The organism is Nocardia sp. NPDC019395 (assembly GCF_040632335.1).
Classification (GTDB): Bacteria; Actinomycetota; Actinomycetes; order Mycobacteriales; family Mycobacteriaceae; genus Nocardia.
The window spans coordinates 1,188,447-1,207,758 of sequence record NZ_JBEYBT010000001.1 but is presented as its reverse complement, the minus strand read 5'-3'; the positions used below and the strand labels follow the sequence as shown (position 1 = coordinate 1,207,758).

Annotated in this window: 16 protein-coding genes; 6 read left to right on the top strand and 10 right to left on the bottom strand. The window is 66.8% G+C overall.

The window, feature by feature from the left end; translation table 11 throughout:
• Positions 1–191: 191 nt before the first annotated feature.
• From ABZ827_RS04940 to ABZ827_RS04915, 6 genes are all read right to left on the bottom strand, one after another.
• Positions 192–1,007 carry a lytic murein transglycosylase gene (locus ABZ827_RS04940; protein ID WP_357232903.1) on the bottom strand — a complete coding sequence of 272 codons (816 nt, stop codon included), beginning with the start codon at positions 1,005–1,007 and terminating at the stop codon, positions 192–194.
• Positions 1,008–1,112: 105 nt separating this feature from the next.
• On the bottom strand, positions 1,113–2,318 hold the full coding sequence (locus ABZ827_RS04935; RefSeq protein ID WP_357232901.1) for an oxygenase MpaB family protein: 1,206 nt from the start codon (positions 2,316–2,318) through the stop codon (positions 1,113–1,115).
• 180 nt (positions 2,319–2,498) lie between these two features.
• A complete protein-coding gene (locus ABZ827_RS04930; protein WP_357232899.1) occupies positions 2,499–3,479 on the bottom strand; it encodes an alpha/beta hydrolase family protein in 981 nt (326 codons plus the stop codon).
• A gap of 194 nt (positions 3,480–3,673) precedes the next feature.
• Complete coding sequence (locus ABZ827_RS04925) at positions 3,674–5,245, bottom strand: glycosyltransferase family 39 protein (protein WP_357232897.1); 1,572 nt, start codon at positions 5,243–5,245, stop codon at positions 3,674–3,676.
• Positions 5,245–6,672 (bottom strand): MFS transporter, encoded by a 1,428-nt coding sequence (locus ABZ827_RS04920; protein ID WP_357232895.1) that lies wholly within the window; start codon positions 6,670–6,672, stop codon positions 5,245–5,247. Before ABZ827_RS04920 ends, ABZ827_RS04925 begins: the two co-directional genes overlap by 1 nt.
• Positions 6,669–8,090: a condensation domain-containing protein gene (locus ABZ827_RS04915; protein WP_357232893.1), complete on the bottom strand. Its 1,422-nt coding sequence runs from the start codon at positions 8,088–8,090 to the stop codon at positions 6,669–6,671. Before ABZ827_RS04915 ends, ABZ827_RS04920 begins: the two co-directional genes overlap by 4 nt.
• A gap of 379 nt (positions 8,091–8,469) precedes the next feature.
• On the opposite strand from ABZ827_RS04915, the gene tatB reads away from it, so the two are divergent.
• The 4 genes from tatB to ABZ827_RS04895 all read left to right on the top strand — a co-directional run bounded on the left by tatB (position 8,470) and on the right by ABZ827_RS04895 (position 12,296).
• Complete coding sequence (gene tatB, locus ABZ827_RS04910) at positions 8,470–8,931, top strand: Sec-independent protein translocase protein TatB (protein WP_357232891.1); 462 nt, start codon at positions 8,470–8,472, stop codon at positions 8,929–8,931.
• 55 nt (positions 8,932–8,986) lie between these two features.
• Positions 8,987–9,850 carry a helix-turn-helix domain-containing protein gene (locus ABZ827_RS04905; protein WP_357232890.1) on the top strand — a complete coding sequence of 288 codons (864 nt, stop codon included), beginning with the start codon at positions 8,987–8,989 and terminating at the stop codon, positions 9,848–9,850.
• Between the two features lie 87 nt (positions 9,851–9,937).
• Positions 9,938–11,191 carry a helix-turn-helix domain-containing protein gene (locus ABZ827_RS04900; RefSeq protein WP_357232888.1) on the top strand — a complete coding sequence of 418 codons (1,254 nt, stop codon included), beginning with the start codon at positions 9,938–9,940 and terminating at the stop codon, positions 11,189–11,191.
• A 100-nt stretch (positions 11,192–11,291) separates the two neighbouring features.
• A complete protein-coding gene (locus ABZ827_RS04895; protein ID WP_357232886.1) occupies positions 11,292–12,296 on the top strand; it encodes a MaoC family dehydratase N-terminal domain-containing protein in 1,005 nt (334 codons plus the stop codon).
• A 33-nt stretch (positions 12,297–12,329) separates the two neighbouring features.
• On the opposite strand, the gene ABZ827_RS04890 is transcribed toward ABZ827_RS04895, so the two are convergent.
• Positions 12,330–12,974, bottom strand: a complete 645-nt coding sequence (locus ABZ827_RS04890; RefSeq protein ID WP_357232884.1) for a TetR/AcrR family transcriptional regulator — start codon at positions 12,972–12,974, stop codon at positions 12,330–12,332.
• 442 nt (positions 12,975–13,416) lie between these two features.
• Between ABZ827_RS04890 and ABZ827_RS04885 the strand changes: the two genes are divergently transcribed.
• Entirely contained in the window at positions 13,417–14,610 is a 1,194-nt protein-coding gene (locus tag ABZ827_RS04885; protein WP_357232882.1) for an oxygenase MpaB family protein, read from the top strand.
• Between the two features lie 256 nt (positions 14,611–14,866).
• Positions 14,867–15,466 (top strand): hypothetical protein, encoded by a 600-nt coding sequence (locus ABZ827_RS04880; RefSeq protein ID WP_357232880.1) that lies wholly within the window; start codon positions 14,867–14,869, stop codon positions 15,464–15,466.
• A gap of 407 nt (positions 15,467–15,873) precedes the next feature.
• Here the strand turns inward: ABZ827_RS04880 and ABZ827_RS04875 are convergent, their stop codons facing one another.
• From ABZ827_RS04875 to ABZ827_RS04865, 3 genes are all read right to left on the bottom strand, one after another.
• A complete protein-coding gene (locus ABZ827_RS04875) occupies positions 15,874–17,391 on the bottom strand; it encodes an NAD(P)/FAD-dependent oxidoreductase (protein ID WP_357232878.1) in 1,518 nt (505 codons plus the stop codon).
• Between the two features lie 182 nt (positions 17,392–17,573).
• Entirely contained in the window at positions 17,574–17,876 is a 303-nt protein-coding gene (locus tag ABZ827_RS04870; RefSeq protein ID WP_357232877.1) for a 2Fe-2S iron-sulfur cluster binding domain-containing protein, read from the bottom strand.
• Positions 17,873–19,258: an oxygenase MpaB family protein gene (locus ABZ827_RS04865; protein WP_357232875.1), complete on the bottom strand. Its 1,386-nt coding sequence runs from the start codon at positions 19,256–19,258 to the stop codon at positions 17,873–17,875. The genes ABZ827_RS04870 and ABZ827_RS04865 overlap by 4 nt, the downstream gene beginning before the upstream one ends.
• Positions 19,259–19,312 lie beyond the last annotated feature (54 nt).

The window sequence follows — 19,312 nt, the reverse complement described above, 5'->3', positions numbered from 1 at the left end:
GAGATAGTTTGTGACGGTATATAAGCCGATCTATCACTTCTTTGTATTCACTGTTCACCACCCCCGAATATCCGCATCGATCGGCGGCGACAAGACCGTCGGTTCCTTGCCCGCCGGAAAAGGAAGAGTATTCCCGCGCCCCCGATATGCGTGTATCACGGTTGACCTGAATTCGTGCGGCCGGAGGGCGCTCAGCTCACCTGCGTGGGATCGGAGCCCTCGCGATAGGACTGTTCCCAGGCCATTACCGAGACCGCATAGGCCATGGAGTTGTTGTAGCGCAGGATCGCCCGCTCACGCTGTTCGCGATGATCGAGCTCGGAACCGCCGTCACAGAGATACCGGCCCGCGGCCAGAGCGGCATCGAAGATATTCTGCGGGTCCGTCACCCCGTCACCGTTTCCGTCCGAGGCGTAGTTCTGCCAGGTTTCCGGAATGAATTGCATCGGGCCCACCGCACGATCGTGGGTCGTCATACCGTCGAGGAGGCCGTCGTCGGTATCGGTGATTATTTCGTTTCCGTCCAGACTCCCGTCCAGCACGGGACCGTAGATCGGCTGAACCGGATTTCCGGCGCCGTCGTCCAGCGTACCGAATGCGTGCCCGGACTCGATTCGTCCGATTCCGGCGAGCAAGGTCCACGGCAGGCCACAGGCGGGATCCTCGGCGCCGAGCACCTCGGCACTGTTGCGGTACGCGGCCACCGCCACCGCCGGTATGTCCTGTACTCCGGCGGCCGAGACGGCCACGATCGGTGGCGGGGGCGGGGGTGCCGGTTTCGCTTCCTTCAGCGGTACGAAAGGCACCGGAGCCACCCGGGTCCGGGGTGTGGCGACCGGATTCCCGGCCACCCCTTTCACCCCCCGGGCGAGGTCATCCTCGGGCGCCCCGACCGCCTGGTCCGCGGGACCGGCCACAGCGAAGACGCCGGTCGGGATCAGGCTGGTGAGGGTCACCACCGAGATCCGGGGCAGCGCCCGGCGCCGTCGGCGTGAATGCCTGCCCATCAGCGGGTACCCACCCGCCGGGCGGCACCGGCGGGTCGCGCCGGCGGACTGCCGCGGAAAGTGTTGTGTACGAGTGCCGTCCGTTTCGGCATAGAACGTGCTCCTTCATCTGAACCCCCTGACCGAGTCGCCGATCACCACCGCATCCGACCCGGTGAGCGTCCACTGGAACGCCTCTTGGGCCCGGCGGCCGCGGGCTGCTGCCCGGTCCGCGCCACCCGGCAGCCGGATCAGCCCCGACCGGACCAGATTCACCGGTAGCCGCAACAGCGGGTACCACGGCGGCATATACGCCGGAAGTCCGAGCCTGCGCATCGCCTTCGGGCCCAGCAGCGCACTGGCGATGGAGAGGTGCTGGGCTCGGGCGATCCGCCCGCGCAGCGCCGGGAAATTCCGGTAGTGCCAGTTCAGCGGGTCATCGGCCATGGGCACCGCGAGCTGGGGCGTCGTCTCGTCCGGGTCGGTGATCGCTGCGAGCGTGTGGTAAAGCACCCGCACAGCGCCGGGGAAGTCGGTGGGCAGGAAACTGTCCTGCACACCGATGAGCCGGCCGACGTAGCGAACCAGATGCGCGGCGGCGTCCAGATCCCGCCGCGGTGGCACGATTCCCATCGGCACGGATCCGACCAGCGGCGCGATCAAGGCTCCCACCAGCGTCGCGGCCATATCTGTCTGGTTGATGGGCAGTCCCCAGTCGGACCCCTGCCAGTCGGGCATGGCCGCGACCTGCCGCCGCACCAGCGCGTGGATCAGCCGTACCTGGATCGTGGACCGGTAGCCGATACCGCCGGGCTGTAACCCGTTCTCCGCGGTGACGTTCAACGCCCACTGGGCCGTTTCGGCGAACCGTTTCGCGGGGCCCTTCTCCAGCGCCCCGGTCCGCAGCAGTGTCTTGTTGAATCCGGAGGCCAGGTAGCCACCGAGAAACGAGACATCGCGGGCGATATAGACACCGTCGACCCCGCCCAGCCGGTATACCCGCGCGCCCCGGCGCAACTGTTCCGGATCCAGCCACCGCGGTGGGGACTCCACCCGCACGAAGAAATCCCGTAGCGGCCGGGGCGCGCCGCGCATTTCGGCGATTCCTTCCCGCAGCGCCTCGTCGAACAGTGGCCAGGTGACCTCCAGCCCGTCCCGGTACATCCAGTCGACTACGGCGTCCATCGGCGGATCGCCGATCGTCAGCGATTCGCCGAGCTCCTTCCATTGCGCCGGTGTCGGTCCGGAGACACCGACCATGGCGGCGAGGGCACGCATCGCCGGGAGCTTGCGGGGTAGTTCGGGATGCCGGACGGGAACGATCACAGCCATATCTGTTCCTTCGAATAATCGACGGGGCGTACGGGATCGGCGGCACGGTCGAATGCGGCCGGGCAATATCGGAATACCGGAATGGGGAATATCGAAACCCGAAAGGGTATGCACCAATGATACCGATCCCGTTACATAGGGTCAATCGCCCACAGGTGCCGTACGACCGCCGGCCGCCCGTCAACGGCCGCGTGCCAACGCGTCCCGGAACAGCGGCCACGACTTGTGCAGGTCCTGTTCCCAGTAACCCCACGAATGCGTCCCGTTCGGCCGTAGATCGAACACCGCGGGGATTCGCAGTTCGTTCAGCCGGTCTCGCAATGAGTACGCGCACTGGTTGGTGACAGCCTCGAGCAGACCGCCCACCACCGACTGATCCACGAGTTTGCCGAGATCACCGTTGATCCCCGGCCCCCGCACAGTTTCCAGCGGCCCCGGCAATCCGGTGCCGGTCGAGACGTACAGGGTGACTCCGCGCAATTTGCCGGCATGAAGGTAGGGATCATTGGCCGTCCACGCCGGGCTCTGCCACGGCCCCCACATATTGGTCGCATCGCCGCCCCAGCGGCTGACCACCGCGCGAACCATCGCCCGGCCCATCGGGTCCGAGGTGCGAATACAGCCGCTGTACGAACCGATCGCCACATAGCGCCGCGGGGCTGCCAGGGCGAGCTGGAAGACAGATGTCGCCGCCATCGATATACCCGCGGCGGCGTTCACGCCGGTTCCGTTGAACGCCTCGTCCATGAGTGGCGGCAGCTCCTGCGTCAGGAAGGTCGTCCACTGCTGGCGGCCGAGCACCGGGTCGTCGGTCAGCCAATCGGTGAAATAGCTGCCCGAACCGCCCAGTGGTATCACGACATTCACCTGTTCGTGGGCGAAGAATCCCCGGATATCGGTCTTCTGGTGCCAGCTGCTGTCACCGTGTCCGCCGGCGGCCCCGTTCAGCAGGTACAGGGTCGGCGCCGGGGTGGCGGTATCGCGCGCGCGGATAACCTTGACCCCGAGGACGGTATCCATGGCCGCCGAATACACCTGGACATCCAGGACCCCGTCGGGGTCCGGCTCGATGCCGACGATATGCGAACCTCCGGGGTGATCTCCGGAATCGGCCGGAGCCGACGCACCCTGGCCCGTGCCGACGACCGGCACAATCGTCATGAGCAGCAACGCGGCGAACCATCGTGCGATCGTGCGCGGGCCACCGCCCGAAGCCCCGGGGATCCACCTCCGCCCGGCGCTGAACCGTCGTTTCCTCGGCACGGACTCCGTGGTCCGCGAGGCGAACTCCGTTGTATCCGGTACGTACCGGGTCATCATTACTCCTTCGGGGAGGAATACGCTGTGCCGCGTGCTCACGCGACACCCATATCGAGCGCCAGAGTTTCTGTGCGCGTCCAGATTTCGTGCCACGGTCGAAGAGGTTCCGTGCACAGTGCGACGGTTACCGACCGGCTGATACCGGGAAAGCCGAGCGGATCATCGGCCGCTGCCACAGCCGTGGCTGTCCGGAAGTGTGCGCACAGCCCCGTCCCGCCCCGCCATGGGCCGACGTACAGCACGTTGCCGGTCGCATCGGGTGGCCGGCCGAAATAGGCGTATCCCCGATTCGGGCTGTAGATCGGCGGCAGTTCCTCGCCCGCGAAGTGCTCGAGCCCCGAGGCCTGCCAATACGAATCGGTGACGATCACCGTCCGACGCGCTACGTCCGCGGGGAGCGCCCGATAGGCGCCGGTCACCGTCACCGTCAGCTCCGGCCAACCGCTCGTCCCGTATATCCGCATCCGGCTGTAGACCTGTGTGGCCGAATCGCTGGGTTCTCGCAGGGAATCCGCGGGCCGTGGTAGGGCGACCACCGCGGCAAGTGCGATCACCGCGGAGACCGCACCGAGACCCAGATGCAGCCGGCGCCACCACCGCCACGACGAGGCCGTTACCGCGACGGCGCCGGCGGCGAACACGGCCGGTAGCACGGCGGCGGTGTAGTAGGGGCGAGTGGCGGTCACAAAGACGAACAGCAGCGCCACCGCGGCCGCCACCGCGACGAACCGGTAGCGGCGCAAACCCTCGTATCGCAGGAAACCCGCTGTCGCCGCGGCCAGGAGAATCGAGCCGAGGGCACCCGCCTGTACGAACTGGTGTCCGAGCAGGGCTGCGCGACCCCCGGTCGCCAATTGCTGTTCCGCGCGTATCGCCTCCCCCATCGCCCACTGCGGCCATCCGTGCCCGGCCTGCCAGACGATCGCCGGCAGCACCGTCACCGCCGCCCCCGCACCGGACACCCAGAACACCCGGTTGCGCAGCAGGTCGCGTGGACCGAGGGATGCGATACCGGCGGCGAGTCCGATCAGAACCACGATCGCCAGCCATTTGATCTGCAGGTCCAGTGCCGCCGCGCAGAACGCCACCGGGATCAGCCGGTCGTCCCGAATCCGGGTCCACCGCACCAGCAGCCACACCACCAGGGCCGAACATGTGCTGTCGAGCGCGAAGGTCGACAGCGAGGCGGCCTGGGACAGCGCGAACGGAGAGGTCGCGTACGCGAGCGCCGCGAGCACCTGCGCACGGGTGTCACCGCCGAACTCGCGCGCCACGGCAGCAGTGATCACGATGGCCGTGACAGTCGCGAGGACCGCCGGAGTGCGCAATACCACCAGCGACCCAGGGGCGAGCAGATCGACCGCACGGGCGATGACCGCGACGACCGGGCCCTGATCGACGTATCCGGCAGCGAGATGCCGGCCGGCCGCCAGGAAATACAGTTCGTCACCGAAATGGCCGTATCGGTCCACCCGCAGCAGGAACACCACCCCAGCCACGAACGCCGGGATGGCCACCGGAACCGTCGCGAACGGCGGCACCCCGGAAGTCCGGGGACGCCGGACATCCGGTGTGCCGGTGGGAGGGGCGATCCGCGGAGAGGACATCATCGCCCCCGGGGCAGCGCGAGGACCACCACCGACAGGACAGCGGCGGCGGCGACTACGATCCACAGGGCGGTGCCGAGCGCGGCAAGGTAGGCATATGTGATGTTCCCTGGCATTCCGGGGTCGAGCCGGGTGAGCAGGACCACCGGCCCCAGGGCGCTCCCCAGCTGCTGCAGTGTGGGCACCAGGCCCGAGGCCGGGCCCGTATCCGCGGGGCCGATCCCCGCCATCAACAGGGCGGGCAGCGGCGCCGCGAACCAGCCGAGACCGATCCCCGCGGCGGTCAGGGGCACCACCAGTGCGGGCACGTCGATCCGCCCGGCACCCGGATCGATCAGCAGCGCGACCGTGGCCGTGGCGAATCCGAAAAGGATCATCCCGGCGGTGAGCGTCGCGTTCCTGCCCCGGTTCACCAGGATCGGTGCGGTGAGCGCGCCCACGACCGCACCGGCGGCGCTCGGTAGCAGTAGCAATCCGGCTTGTTGTGCGGTGAAGCCCAGGCCGAGCTGAACGGTCTTCGACACAGTGACCGGCATCCCGGCGAATATCGCCGAGAAACCCACTACCGCGACAGCACCGAGGGCGAATTCACGCCGGGCGAAGAGGCCCGCCGGAAAAGCCGGTGCACTGCCCGCACCGCGGCCGCGACGCACGACAACCGGCAGGAGCACCGCCGCGACCGTCCCGGCCAGCGACCACTCGAGCACAGATCGCGTTCCGCCGACCGGTATCACGAGGTAAAGAAGCACCGCGATCAAGGCGACGCAGAGGACCGCGCCGACGGTATCCAGTCGTCGCGCGGCGGTGGGCCGGTCCCGTGGCAGGAATCGCCCGGCAACGGCCACCGCGACCAGCGCGATCGACATCTCGGTCAGGAACAGCGAGCGCCATCCGATACTCATGGGATCCGAATCGACGAGTACGCCCCCCAGGACGGGGCCCGCCACGGCGGCGGCCGCGGCGGTCGCACTGTGGGCGGCGAACGCGGTCATCCGGCGCCGCCCGTCGAACGATGTGGTGATGATCGCCAGGGTCTGTGCCGCCACCAGCGCACCACACAGGCCCTGCGCACACCGTCCGGCGATCAGTTCGGCGCCACCGCCGGCCGCGGCGCACCAGGCCGCGCAGAGGGCGAAACCCGCCATACCGGTCAGATACGCCCGCCGGCGCCCGTATCGGTCACCGAGGTATGCCCCGGCGATGAGCGTGCAGCCGAAGGCCAGACTGTAGCCAGAGACCACGAGGACCTGCTGCATCGCCGGCAGCGGGACGTCACGAGCGATCGCCGGCAGCGCCGAGGCCAGCATTGTCAGATCCAGCACCTGGACCACGACGGCGAGCATGCAGGCGAACAGCGGTCCCCGGGCTACGCGGGCCCGGCGGCCAGCCGGCCGGGCAGTACCGCCCGACACCGTCGAAACGATCACGGCACAGTTTCCACGGCGAGTCCGCACTCTCCTGTGGCACAAACGGTGTCAACTACCCGCCGAAATACCGCGAGATACCGTCCGACCGACTCCCGGGCCCGATCGGTATCGGGAAACAGCACGGTGATCCGCGTGGCCTCCGCGAATCGGTTCACCCAGATGTAGACCTCACGCGGACTGAGCGGGTTGGCATAGATCCCGCCGTTGACGGCCGTGAACATCGCCGCGCCCGAAATCCGCCGGATGTCCAGATACGACAGCATCGGAGTCGAACATCCCGGGGCGGCGGCGATATTCGTATCGTCGGCCGCGAGCTCCAGCACCCGGTGCAGCGATACGTCGGACAGCTGTCTGGCCTGGTCCATGGCCCGCTGGGCGGCGCTCACCAGGGACGCGAAATCGTCGGCCGGGCCCACGGGAAAAGCAACCGGGACAAGGTTCGTGTACCACCCCACGGACGCCGCTTCGCCGTCGGTGTGCCGGGTGTTCACCGGTGTCAGGCCGAGATATCGCGACCGGCCGGCGAGTTCCTTTTCCACACATGCCGCCACCGCGAAGATTCCGGCCAGGAACCTCCCGCCCTGCTTCGCGCACAGTTCGTCGAACTCGACGGCGCGGGATTCCGGCAGCAGAGTCGCGGTCACCTGTGCCCCGTGGGTGTAACCGCCCGGCCCCACCCCGGTATCCAGCGGGAACGACGGGATCTCACCACCGTGCCGATACAGGATATTGCGCCATTCACGCACCCCTGGCGAGTTCTTCCCGAGGGCTTCGTTCACCCTCCGGTCCCGCGCGCAGTAGGCGATATGGCCGGATACCTCCGGTAGCGCGGGCGAATGGTCCGCGCATTCCGCGGAATAGATGGTCAGCAGATCGACAAAGGTCAGCGCCTGGGCGACACCGTCGGTGTGCAGATGGTCGATCGCCGCGTAGACCGTGAATGTATCCGCGCGCTCGATGATTCCGAAGGTGAAGCAATCCCATCGGGTCGGTCCCGGGGTTTCCTGCTGTACATGTGCCCGCACCGTCGCACTCCCGTCGACCTCGCCGTGACGCACCGGCAGGAATTCGATCGTCCGGGGATCGGTGACGTGCCGGGCGAACGACCCGTCCGCGCGGCGCACGAAGTGACTGGCGAACGTATCGTGGCGGCGTAGAAACGCGTTCACCGTCCGGGTCATGGCGCGATGGTCGGGCGATCCGGGGAGATCGAACGCGATCATGCACAACCGGGACGCGCGGAACTCCGCGTTCGCCTCGCGGTGCGCGGCGCGGAGGTAGACCTGCTGCTGGTACGAGGGCGCGGCGGGATGAACCGGCGCTCGACGAGCTGCCTCGCGCGACTCGCGCGTGGCTGTCCACGTGGTGAGTACACCTCCCGCCGGATCCCATTCTTCGAAGAAGCCGTAATTGACCACCGATTGCCTCGATTCGTACCGACTGGGGCCGGACGCTGTCACAACAGTTGTGCGCGCACCGGCCCGGGAACCGACGGCCGAGACCGGCCGTCGCATCGGCGTTCCGGACGCCGGAGCCGCCGAAAACTACGTGTTCCCCGGCGAACTCATCCACGAGTTAACGACACCGATCGGCACAGCGCCCAGAGCTCGTGCCGATTCTGTGAGCAACCCCAGCCGCTATCGATCGGGTAGCTGGACCATGATCCAAATAACGGTCCGGCGGCCGGAATACCGGATTGTCCACGAGGCACGACTATTACCGGCGTTCTTTATGTGACAGTGAACAAAGTTACGTTGCTTTGTAATTCAGGCGAATTCCGAGCGCTACGCTCGCCCTGTGTTCAGCAGCATCGGATGGGGCGAGATCCTGGTTCTCCTCGTCGCAGCGCTCGTAATCCTCGGCCCGGAACGGCTTCCCGGAGCCGCGCAATGGACGGCCCGGGCGCTGCGGCAGGCCCGTGACTACGCCACCGGCGCGACCGCGGACCTGAAGCGCGATTTCGGCCCCGAGATCGACGAACTCCGGGCTCCACTGACCGAACTGCGGCGGCTACGCACCGTGAACCCGCGCACGCTGGTTACCCGGCACCTACTCGGTGACGAACCGCTGATACCCGAGGATATCCAGTCGTTCATGGCCGATATCAACGCCGAGAAGATCGATCCCGGCAATTTCGGCCTGATGGACAAAACCCCGGCAGCTCCGGTGGTGGACCTGTCGAAACCGGTCTCCGGCGAACCGGCCGCGCCCGGCGGTCATCCGGGTACCAGCAACCGATCCGGCGAACCGGCCCCCTAGTACCACACACAACGGTCCCGTTCGCTGCCACGACCACGAGAGCGGAGCATCCCGGATGAGCGGACCGACACGATACGCCGGCAACGATACCGATGACCGGCGGTACAGCCGGCAGCAGTATGCCAGCGAAGAACTCGCCCGATCGCTGCTGTCCCCGCCGCGGGCCGCGGCCGCCGCCCGGATCGCCGGGTACGCCTACACCGACCGGTACGGTGTCATCGCGGTGACGACACGCACGGTGAAGCCGCCTCGGCGGCACCGTGTTACGCCGGAAGACAGCGAAATCATCGAGCGTATACGCGCCGAACTCCTACTCGACGGACCAGATCCGCTGCCCGCGCAGTTGGGACCGGAGCGGAACACAATTCTGATACCGGGAATGGGCCGGCACGCGCGCAGCGCCGACGAGCTGCTGACCCAACTGTCCGATGCCGCAGATGCCGACCTGCTGGCGACCGTGGTACACGCCGAGACCGAAAAGATTCCGGCCGCAGCCGAACTCGCCCACGATCTACTGGAGGTCGCGGTGCGGCTGGGTCGCCAACCGGGTATGTACCAGTGGGAGGATCTGGCGCTGGAGTACCAGATCACCCGGCCGGGCCCGGCCTTCGATCATCTCGGTGCCCTCCTGGAACCGCTCGCGGCCCATCCACATCTACTGGACACCCTGGGGCACCACCTCGAGACCGGGTTTCAGCCACGGCGTACGGCGCGGCGATTGGGGCTGCACGTGAACACCGTGCGCCATCGCCTCGAGCGTATGCACCAGCTCATCGGACTCGACCCCATGCGGCCACAGGACAGCTGGCTGCTGCGGTCCGCGCTCATCGCCCGCAGATTCCGCCTCGGCGGCAGGGCAATTCGTACGGATCGGCCGATGGGCAACGCGGTGGAATTCCCGCGATATCTATATCAATGAACCCACTTCTGATACATTGTTACATCAACGCTACCGCTGATCTACTCGCAGGCCGTTCGGCCTCAGCACACCGGAGCAGATGTGATCATGACTATCGCAACCCCTCACCTGGTGAATGCACCACTCGCGCGCCCCCTGCGCAGCAGCCCGCCGCCGCGGCCGGGAATACCCGGCCCGCTCACGCGGCCGGCGCACCAGCCGGATCGCCACCACCCCGCCCCCGTCCGCGGAGTCGACAACCATCCGATCAACGGTCCGGTTATCGCCCTGCTGCTCTACCTGCTCGAACCGACCCTGGGAACCGGCGAGAAGACCGATGCGCTGGTCGCCGATCTCCACCGAGCCGTCGAGGCAGCCGTCATGCGGGAGGAAACGGCCGACACTGTCACCGCCGCGGCCCGCGGGGCCATCGCGGTAACCGTCGAGGAATTGCGAACCGCCGGGCTACCCCCGGGGCATATCGCGGCATACAGCCGGAGACTGGGCCGCGTCCGCGAGTTCATCCTCGCCACCGCGACCGCCGCCTACCACGGCACCGCACCTCATAGCCGGAGCCACTCCCCCACGGCACGGAATCATTCCGCGGAGACCGGAGGTACGAGACCCGCCGCGGAGGTCGTCGCCGTAGTAGCGCTGGAGTTCACGGCGACCGCTGGATCCACGATCGATTCGCCACCGGCCCGGCGGATATCCACCGACCGGATCGAATCCTGCCTCGCCGGCGAAGCCGGAGCCGGCACGCTGTCCCTGGTCACCGAACACGGCGGTACGCTCGCCGTCCCCGTGGACGGCGATACCGAGACCCGCGTGGCCCGGATCATCGGCCGGCTTCGCCGCGTGATGCGCGCGGAAGTCACCGCCGCCGTATTGCACTGCACGCGCGAGCGAGTCGGGGACTCCGTCGACGAAGCGCACGAGATGCTGGATGTGGTCCGGCGGCTGGGATACCCGCACGGTATCTACCGATTCGACGGTATCGCGCTCGAATACCAGGTAACCCGGCCCGGACCGGCCCGGGAGAGCCTCGCCAAGATCGCCTCGTCACTGGACGGTCATCCTGATCTGATCGACGCCCTGCTGCTGTACATCCGGTGCCACGGCAGTCGTAAGAGCACGGCCCGGCAGTTGCATGTCCACCCGAATACCGTGGACTACCGATTCCGGCGGGTCCACCAGATCACCGGCCACGACCCGGCGACCGTATCCGGGTTGTCGAAATTGCAGGCGGCCATCGTGGTCGGCGCCTACGAAGGCGGCGGATACCCGGGACCGTCGGTTCCGCTCCCGGCCGCGCAGATGCGGGCCCGGTCCGGTGCGGTCCTGGCACAGAAGGCCGTCTGAGTACGGCACCACCGCAATCCGGCACTACCTTCGCACGGTGCCACAAACCAGTTCCACGCACTCGGCACGCGACACCGGCGTCGACCACCGAGGAGACATGATGCAGATCGTCAACGGACTACCGAGGCCCACCCGGACAGTCCAGCGCAACGGTACGGCCCCCCGGGCCCGCAATTCGGCCGCGTCGCCCGCCGACCGGTGCCGTGTTCGCGGAACCAGCCCGTATATCGTTACCCGGGAACGTATCCGGATATTCGCCGACCTCACCCACAACGAGCATCCGATCCATCGCCACGAGACGGCGGCGCGGGACTACGGCTATCCCGCGCTGGTGGCGCCGCCTACTTTCGCCACGCTCGCCATGCTGCGGGCCCAGGACGACGCCATCCGGATCCTCGCACCCGGCGTGCGGCACAGTCCGCTGCTGCATACCCGGCAGACCCTCGATATCCGGCGTCTGCTGGTCGCCGGCGATATCGTCACCACCGATGTCCAGATCCGCTCGGTACGAACGACCTCCGAATACGCCATGGTCGAAGCGCATCTGGTGCTGACCGGCCACGATGGCGAAATCGTGCAATCCGGCTCCAGCTTCCTGCATGTTTGTATACCCACCGCCGCGGCCGCCCTGTCAGCGGCCCGGCTGTCCGCCGCGCGGGAAACGGCCGCGGTCCCGCACGCCGTACCGGAGGTATCGGTCCACCGCGACCCCGCTCCCCCTGGGATTCCGCTGCCGCGGCGGACTTTTCGCCTGGACCGGACCGAGTTGGACAGCTACGCCGCACTCGGATATCCGCGTTCCACCCCGGCGGCGCGCCCGAATCCGGGTTCCGGGACCGGCCCACCCAGCGGCATGATGCGGCTGGCGCTGACTGCCGGGTACCTCTCGTCCTGTCTCGGCGATCCCGCCGCGGTATCCCGTTACGAAGCCGAATTCACGCATTTCGGTGGACGACCGGGCCGCACCGTGGCGCCGGTGGAGATATCCGGCCGGGTGATATCGGTCGACCGGACCGGTTCGGCCGCTGTCGAACTGGACGGCCGATGCCTCGAACGCCGGCTCTTCATCCACGCACAGGCCGTACTCCGGCCACCGGCACACTGATCCCCCGCCGGCCAGGGTCCGCATACCGGCCGGTCAACGTGTATATGACCGCTTCCCGGCGGGCGACTCCGGCGCCGAACGCGCCCCGGCGGCCGCACCGTGCCGGACCAGGGGCACCACCGCCATCCGCACGAAAGACGAGGCTTGATCCTCGTCCCGGAAATCGACGCCACCCAGCGGGGTGAGCAGCAGCGAGTGCGCCAGACGTGCCAATATTTCGGCCACCGGTTGCGGATCGTATTCATCGATCGTGCCCGCGGCCTGCCCCTGCTCCAGCATCGTCACGATATAGCCGATCGCCGAACTCACCATCTCCTCACCGCGCACGGTGTAGAACTCCATCGCTTCCTCGGGTGAGACCTCGATGAGCTGGGTCAGCAGCGGGTGGGAGCGGGCCTGCTGTAATACGTACAGCGCGGTCCGCGCGATCTGGTCGTCGACATCGGTCCCTTCGGCGGATATCCGGCCCACCTCGGCGAGCATGCGCTCGATTTCACGCATGATCACGGCTTCGATGAGATTGTCCTTGCCGGCGAAACGTCGATAGATGGTCACCCGGTTGAGCCCGGACCGGCGGGCGATATCGTCCAGGCTGGCCCGCCGGATACCGACCTGCAGCAACCGCACCAGCGCAGCATCCATGATCTTCTCGTCGACCGCGTCGCCCTGCCTCACCATGATTTCAATCTACCAACGGCGGTATGCCGAGAGGCGATACAATCCACCACCCCCGGGTACACCGTTGCGCAGTCGATACGAACCGTTCGGACGATCGCTCGGCGGACCACCCAGTGATTTGTGCCCTGCCACAAAGGGCCCGTTCCCACGGCCTCCCGGCCGGGACCGCATATCCCGGCTGTCGGCTCCGATGGCGGGTTATGAGCGATAACAGATAAGCCCTGATCACCGCCGGGCCAGTGTTACTTTACAAACATATTGACACCATGCAACGGCGTTCGTATGTTCGTTACACACGCCGCGCAGGGTCGGTGAACCAGTTCGACGGCAGCATCGGGAGGCCTTCCAGGTGACTCCACCGAGGGGCACTCGGGGTATGGCAACCCGCCGTACCACCGCCTCGGCGTTCCGGCACAGCAGGCTTGCTCGAAGGACGGGACAGATGACCCAGATCGTTCCCACCCGCCATCCCGCCACACCGCGCGGGGTACCCGGCCTCCGGCCGTTCGCCCTTCTCCTGGGCATCCGCAAACCCGATACCGGACGATGGCAGGCGCTGGGACGGTCACTACTCGTCGCCGACCCCGCCATGGACGATCTCGCCGCCTGGATGTGCGCTACCGGCACCGGCGCCACCCGGCCGCTCTTCGAACAGGCGCTCACCTCGGGCATCGCGTCGGTGCCGAATGCCCCCGGACCGTTGGTCACCTTCTTCGACCACGTCGAGACTCCGCCGGAATGGCTCGACGAGAACGCACTCCGGCGTGGCGCGCAGGTCTATCGTATGGGCGGCGCCGACGGGCTCTACCTCGCACGCGATGTTTCGTTCCTCGGCGGATATCTCGCCTCGGGTTTCAACAAGACCCTGCTGCGCACGGGAGCTCTGGAGAAAGGGCCCGCCACCAGATTCGCCGAAACCCTGCAATGGGCAATGGACGTCTCCAGCGAGGAGGGGATGTCGCGGTTCGGTCCCGGATACCGTTCGACCCTGCGGGTGCGGCTGATCCACTCGATGGTCCGCAGACATCTTCTCGGCATGCCCGACTGGCGTACCGAAGACTGGGGCCTGCCCATAAACCAGACCGATATGGCCGCCACCCTGGTCGGTGCACTGCTGGCACCGTTCGTCGGTGGGATGGCCATGGGAATGCTCACGAGTCGCGCCGACCTCGACGCCGCCGCGCATCTGGCCCGGTACGTCGGATGGCTCATCGGGGTCGAAGACCAATGGCTGCCCGACGGATTCCGCGACGGGGTCCGCATTCTGTACCACAGCCTCACCGCGATCATGAATCCCGACGAGACGAGCCGGCGACTCGCGATTCCGATGGCCCGCGATCCACTCACCTGGTCGTACCCGAACATGGTGGGCCTGCGCGGCCAGTTCGCCCGCGCCCAGCATCTGTCCATCGCGACGACATTTCTCGGCCCCCGCGCGGTGCGGCAGCTGGGCTTGTGGCCGTATATGCCGCCCTGGTACCTGCTGGCCCGGTTTCCGGTCAACATCGTCCGCAGTGCGGACGCCCGGTTCGGCCGCGACGGGCGCGCCCGAGCTGCCCGCCGCGGGCGCCGGCAGCAGCAACGATTCCTCGAATTGCTCACCGGATCCACGGAGCCGGCAGAAACCCGATTGTGAAATTCTCGAATGATCCGTCCCGATATTTTCCATTCGATACGTAACGGGTCCCACCACCGAACGAATCGCAGTGGATAACCGGATTCCTTTTCCGCTGGGCGGAACTTTTTCGATTGTGCAGCGGCCCAGACGTATCGAAAGATTTTATGTCAATAGGCCGGGAATCGACATTTCCAATTATTCCACGCATACACTTCGGAGACCGATCGGTAATCGAGATCTCGAAATTCTGGTAACACAACAGCAAGGATTTATGATGCCGATAACCTCCCGCAGGCTCGCGACGTTCGCGATCGCGGTGGCAGCCGCCGGATCGGTCGCGCCCATCGCGTCGGCGCAGCCACCGGAAGTGACCACCCCGGTACCCGCCCCGACCACCGAGGCGCCGGTCGAACCCGGGCCGAGCACCGGAAGCGAGGAAACAACAACCCCGGCCGTACCCGCGCCCTCCACGGAGGAAGGGGTCGCGCCGAGCACCGAACCCGCACCGCCCGCCGAGGGCGAAACCCCGCCGCCGGCCGAGGGAGGGACGACACCACCCGCGGAGGGGCCGCTGACCGTTCCCCTGGAAGTTCTGGAAGGCCAGGTGGCCTGCATGTTCGAAGACGCTTCGGTCGCGGTGCTGCCCAGCCAGGCGGACGCCGACCGGATCGCCGAGGAAAAGGGCGTGAAGATCCTCGCGTGCGCCACCCATCCGGTCGACGAACCACCGGCCGAGGGACAGCCCACCGAGGAACCGCCTGCCGTGCAACAGCCGACCGAGGAACCGCCTGCCGACGGCCTGCCGACCGAAGAGCAGCCCACCGAGGAACCGCCACTCGGGGACCAGCCGATCGAAGAGCAGCCCATCGGGTAGATCCGGTCGATACGGGCACCGTAGCGACACCGCCGCATCGGCTCACAGCCGAGCACGGGTTCGCCGGGCCCGGCCGCGCGGCGCGATTTCGCGAGGCCGACCGGCACCGGCCCATTTCCGGCCCCTATTGCCGAGCGCACCGCTCGGCAATAGGGGCCGTCGCCGTTGGCGGCTCATACCGAACCCGGCCGGACTCCCGGCGCCGTGTGCCATATACGGAACGCCGATGGCATCACATACCGGCCGAGACGGCGGAAACCGCCCGGCTCGAAGCGGTGGCCAAACCCGCAACGCATCGACGGCACGTAGAACACGTTGCTCTACAGCCTCTTCCGCCGCGAGCTCCGGCAGCCGGGCTACACGTCTCGTCGTCGCGGCCGGAGACGCTCCGCGCCGGGTTATCGGTATCAGACTGTTCCATCGCGGGTAGTAGCAGCCGGGCGAGGAACCGTCCGGTAGTTCTCGATATCGAATCGTTTGGTCCTACGCCGGTATCCCAGCATCGACCCCGGCCAGTTGTTGGTATTCAGTGGCCCCCTGGCGGTATCGGCCACGTACCAACTGTGGCAGCCACCGGTATTCCATACCGTATCGGCCAGACTCTCCTGAGTCGCGGTATCGAAACTCTCGAGGGCCTCGGGCCGGACATCGAGATAGCGCACCCGGCTGATTTCGCCGACGGCGCCGACGATGTAGTTCATCTGGCTCTCCAGCATATGGACGATCGAGCCGGATCCGACATTGGTGTTGGGGCCGTACATCAAGAAGAAGTTCGGGAAACCCGGCACCGTGAGCCCCAGGTAGGCTCGTGGCCCGGCGTGCCACACGGTATCGAGTTCGCCGCCGGCGAGCCCCGTGATACGCATGGGTGCCACGAAATCGTGCGAACGAAAACCCGTCGCGTAGATAACGGTATCCACCTCGAAACACCGGCCGTTCTCGGTCTCGACAGCGGTGGGCCGAACCGAGGTGATCGGGCTCGTCACGACCCGGGTCCCTTCCCGGTTCAACGCGTCGTAGTACTCGTTCGACGTGAGAATACGATTACAGCCGAGTTCGTAGCCCGGCAGCAGGGTGCGGCGCAAATCGGGGTCGGTGATCCGCCGTAGATTCCAGCGGCACCACAGGCGGATCGGCGCGGCCATTGCCCGGCGGCCCCAGCGCGAGACCAGCATCGGATTGAGCACACCTTCGAACCAGAGGAAAATGCCCAGCCGCGGCAGTTTATGCAGTATCGGCAGCCACCTGTTCAACCGGCGCCGCAGCGCGGAGTACTCACCGTCCGGTTTCGGGCTGATCCAGTGCGGTTGCCGCTGGAAAACGGTGACGCTGCGGGCCTTTTCCACCAGATGCGGAACAAATTGGATGGCGCTGGCGCCGTTGCCGATCACCGCGATATCGCGACCCGTGGGGTCGTAGTCGTGATCCCAGCAGGCAGAATGGAATGCGGTACCACCGAATTCCTCGAGACCGGGTAGCCGGGGGTACGCGGGGCGGCTCAATTGCCCGCACGCCGACACCACCACGTCGGCATGCACGGTCGCGCCGGAAGCCAGCTCGAGCTCCCAGCGATACCGATTCTCATCGAATTCCGCCGCGACGACCTCCGTCGATGTACGGACATACTGGCCTATTCCGTACTCGGCGGCGCAGCGTCGCAGATAATCCAGAATTTCCGGCTGCGGCGCGAAACGCCGCGACCAGTCGGGATTCGGCGCGAAAGAATACGAGTAGAGACGTGACGGCGCATCGCAGGCCGCACCCGGATAGATATTGTCACGCCACACTCCGCCGATACTTTCGGCCCGTTCATAGACGGTCAGATTGGTGAATCCCGCTTGGACGAGACGTATCGCCAAACCTATTCCGCTGAACCCGCTGCCGATGACGGCGATGGCCGGCTGGTTCGAATCTTCGGTGCTCACTACCGCTCCTGTCGGGGCTGAAAAACGGCGACGGGTACCGCGCCCCAACGTAACTCAGCGGTACTGCCGCAAGAACACACCGGTGACAGATTGGTGATTTTCTCCAATCACAGACACACGCCGGTACAGCAATTACGCGTCGCTGCTCCGATACGTCCGGAACACGGCACCAAGGGATGCTTTTACAGGTCGAGGACGAGACGGGTGACCGACCCCACCGTGGTCACACACAGTCGTATCGGCGTGGGTACCTGATCGGGCCGGTGGTCGCGACCTCCCGGCGCTCGTTCGACCGCGAGCGGCCGGTGTTCGCAGGCCCCGCACAGTCCCGCACGACACATCGACGGTACCCCGATGCCGCGGCGCTCCAGGGCTTCGAGCACCGTCAGCGCCGGTGGGACGACGAGTTCGATACCGGACCGGCGCAACTCGACGATCAGAACCTTCGCCGGTTCGGGGCGCCGTCGGTTGCGCTTACCTCTCACCGCAGGCGACGGGACAGCTGTCCGCCCGCGGAACCGTCGTGATGGTTGTAGGGCGTATCGCGGATTCCGGCGCGCGCGGCCGCCGCTTTCGCGATACGCGACTGCCACCGCCACATCGGATCGTCCCGGCGGGCTTTCCGTTCCAGCCGGGCCCGCGCACCCGGTAGCCGGTCGCCCAGCGCACGTGCCCGGACCTCGGCGGTCGATACCAGCGCAGTGGCCGATTTCCAGGGCTGCAACGGCACCGTGCGCAGTGGGGTGGCCGCCAGCAGTTCCCGGACGAGAACGTTGCTGCTGTAATAGGCCATCATCCCCGCGACGGGCGCTGTCGCGGCGACCTTGGCCCGCGCGACCGGCCCTTCCCCGGCGAATCCGGAGGTCGCGGCGCCGGCCATCTTTGCCGTCCACTCGGGTGCGGTCCCCGCGTTGGCGACCATGTAGTCGACCATTTTCATGCCGTCGAGTGCTGTGGCGGGGATCAATTCACCGGTCACTCCGAAAACATGCGCGATACCGGCCCAGTAGTGCATGACATCGTCCAGCCGGTCGTCATCGATACGCCGGCCGTGCACATGGTCGAAGCACAGCGGCGTCAGCCCGAAGGTCACCGCCGCGCCCATCATGGTGGCATTGGAGATCGGGTTGCCGTGCCGCGCGAAATGCTCCGGCCCCCACGCCTTTTTCAGCCCAGATCGCACCTGTGCGTGCATGAGGCGGACTCGCACCGTGTCCTGGAAGGTCGGCGACCACCGCTCCAGCGCCCCGGCCACCGTCATACTCCGGAACCAGTTCGCGGTCTCCAGATTCCGCAGGTAGGGATCGTGGACATAGCGTCCCGTGGCGCCGGTCGCGGAGGCGACCTCCGCGCCGACGAAGGTGCCCATGAAATCCTGGATCAACATCGCCGTCTTCCCGGACATCGAGGCGTTCAGCCACAGCCGCCGGCCACGCTCCCACCGCTGCGGGTCCAGCCAGTCCGGCGGATTGTCGAGGTGATCGAAGAGCGCGATCAGCTCCACTGGTGGCTGGTCCACCGTATCGATGCCGTGCGCGAGGGCCTGATCGAGCATGCTCCGTCCCGCCGCGGTACCCACCCGCGCGAACGCGGCGACCACACCGTCCATCAGTTCGTCGCCCTGCCAGAGGTGGTCGGCCATCAGCCGAGCCTGCGGGGTGTCCAGCGGAACCCGCCGGACATCGATCCAGGGTGAGAGCATCCGCTTGCGGGTTTCGAACCACAACCCGGACGGCGCCACCCGGGGCGGCGGGGGCCGCAGGGGCATACCGGGGCGGAAATAGTAGTCGAAACGGTGCCGATTCCCTTCATCGAAGGATTCGGTGCCCCGGTCCGGAGGGTTCGTTTTCGGCTCCTGTGGCAGCATGGGCGAATGCTGACACGAATAATTACTCGCGTTCAATTCGCATTCTGATATGCC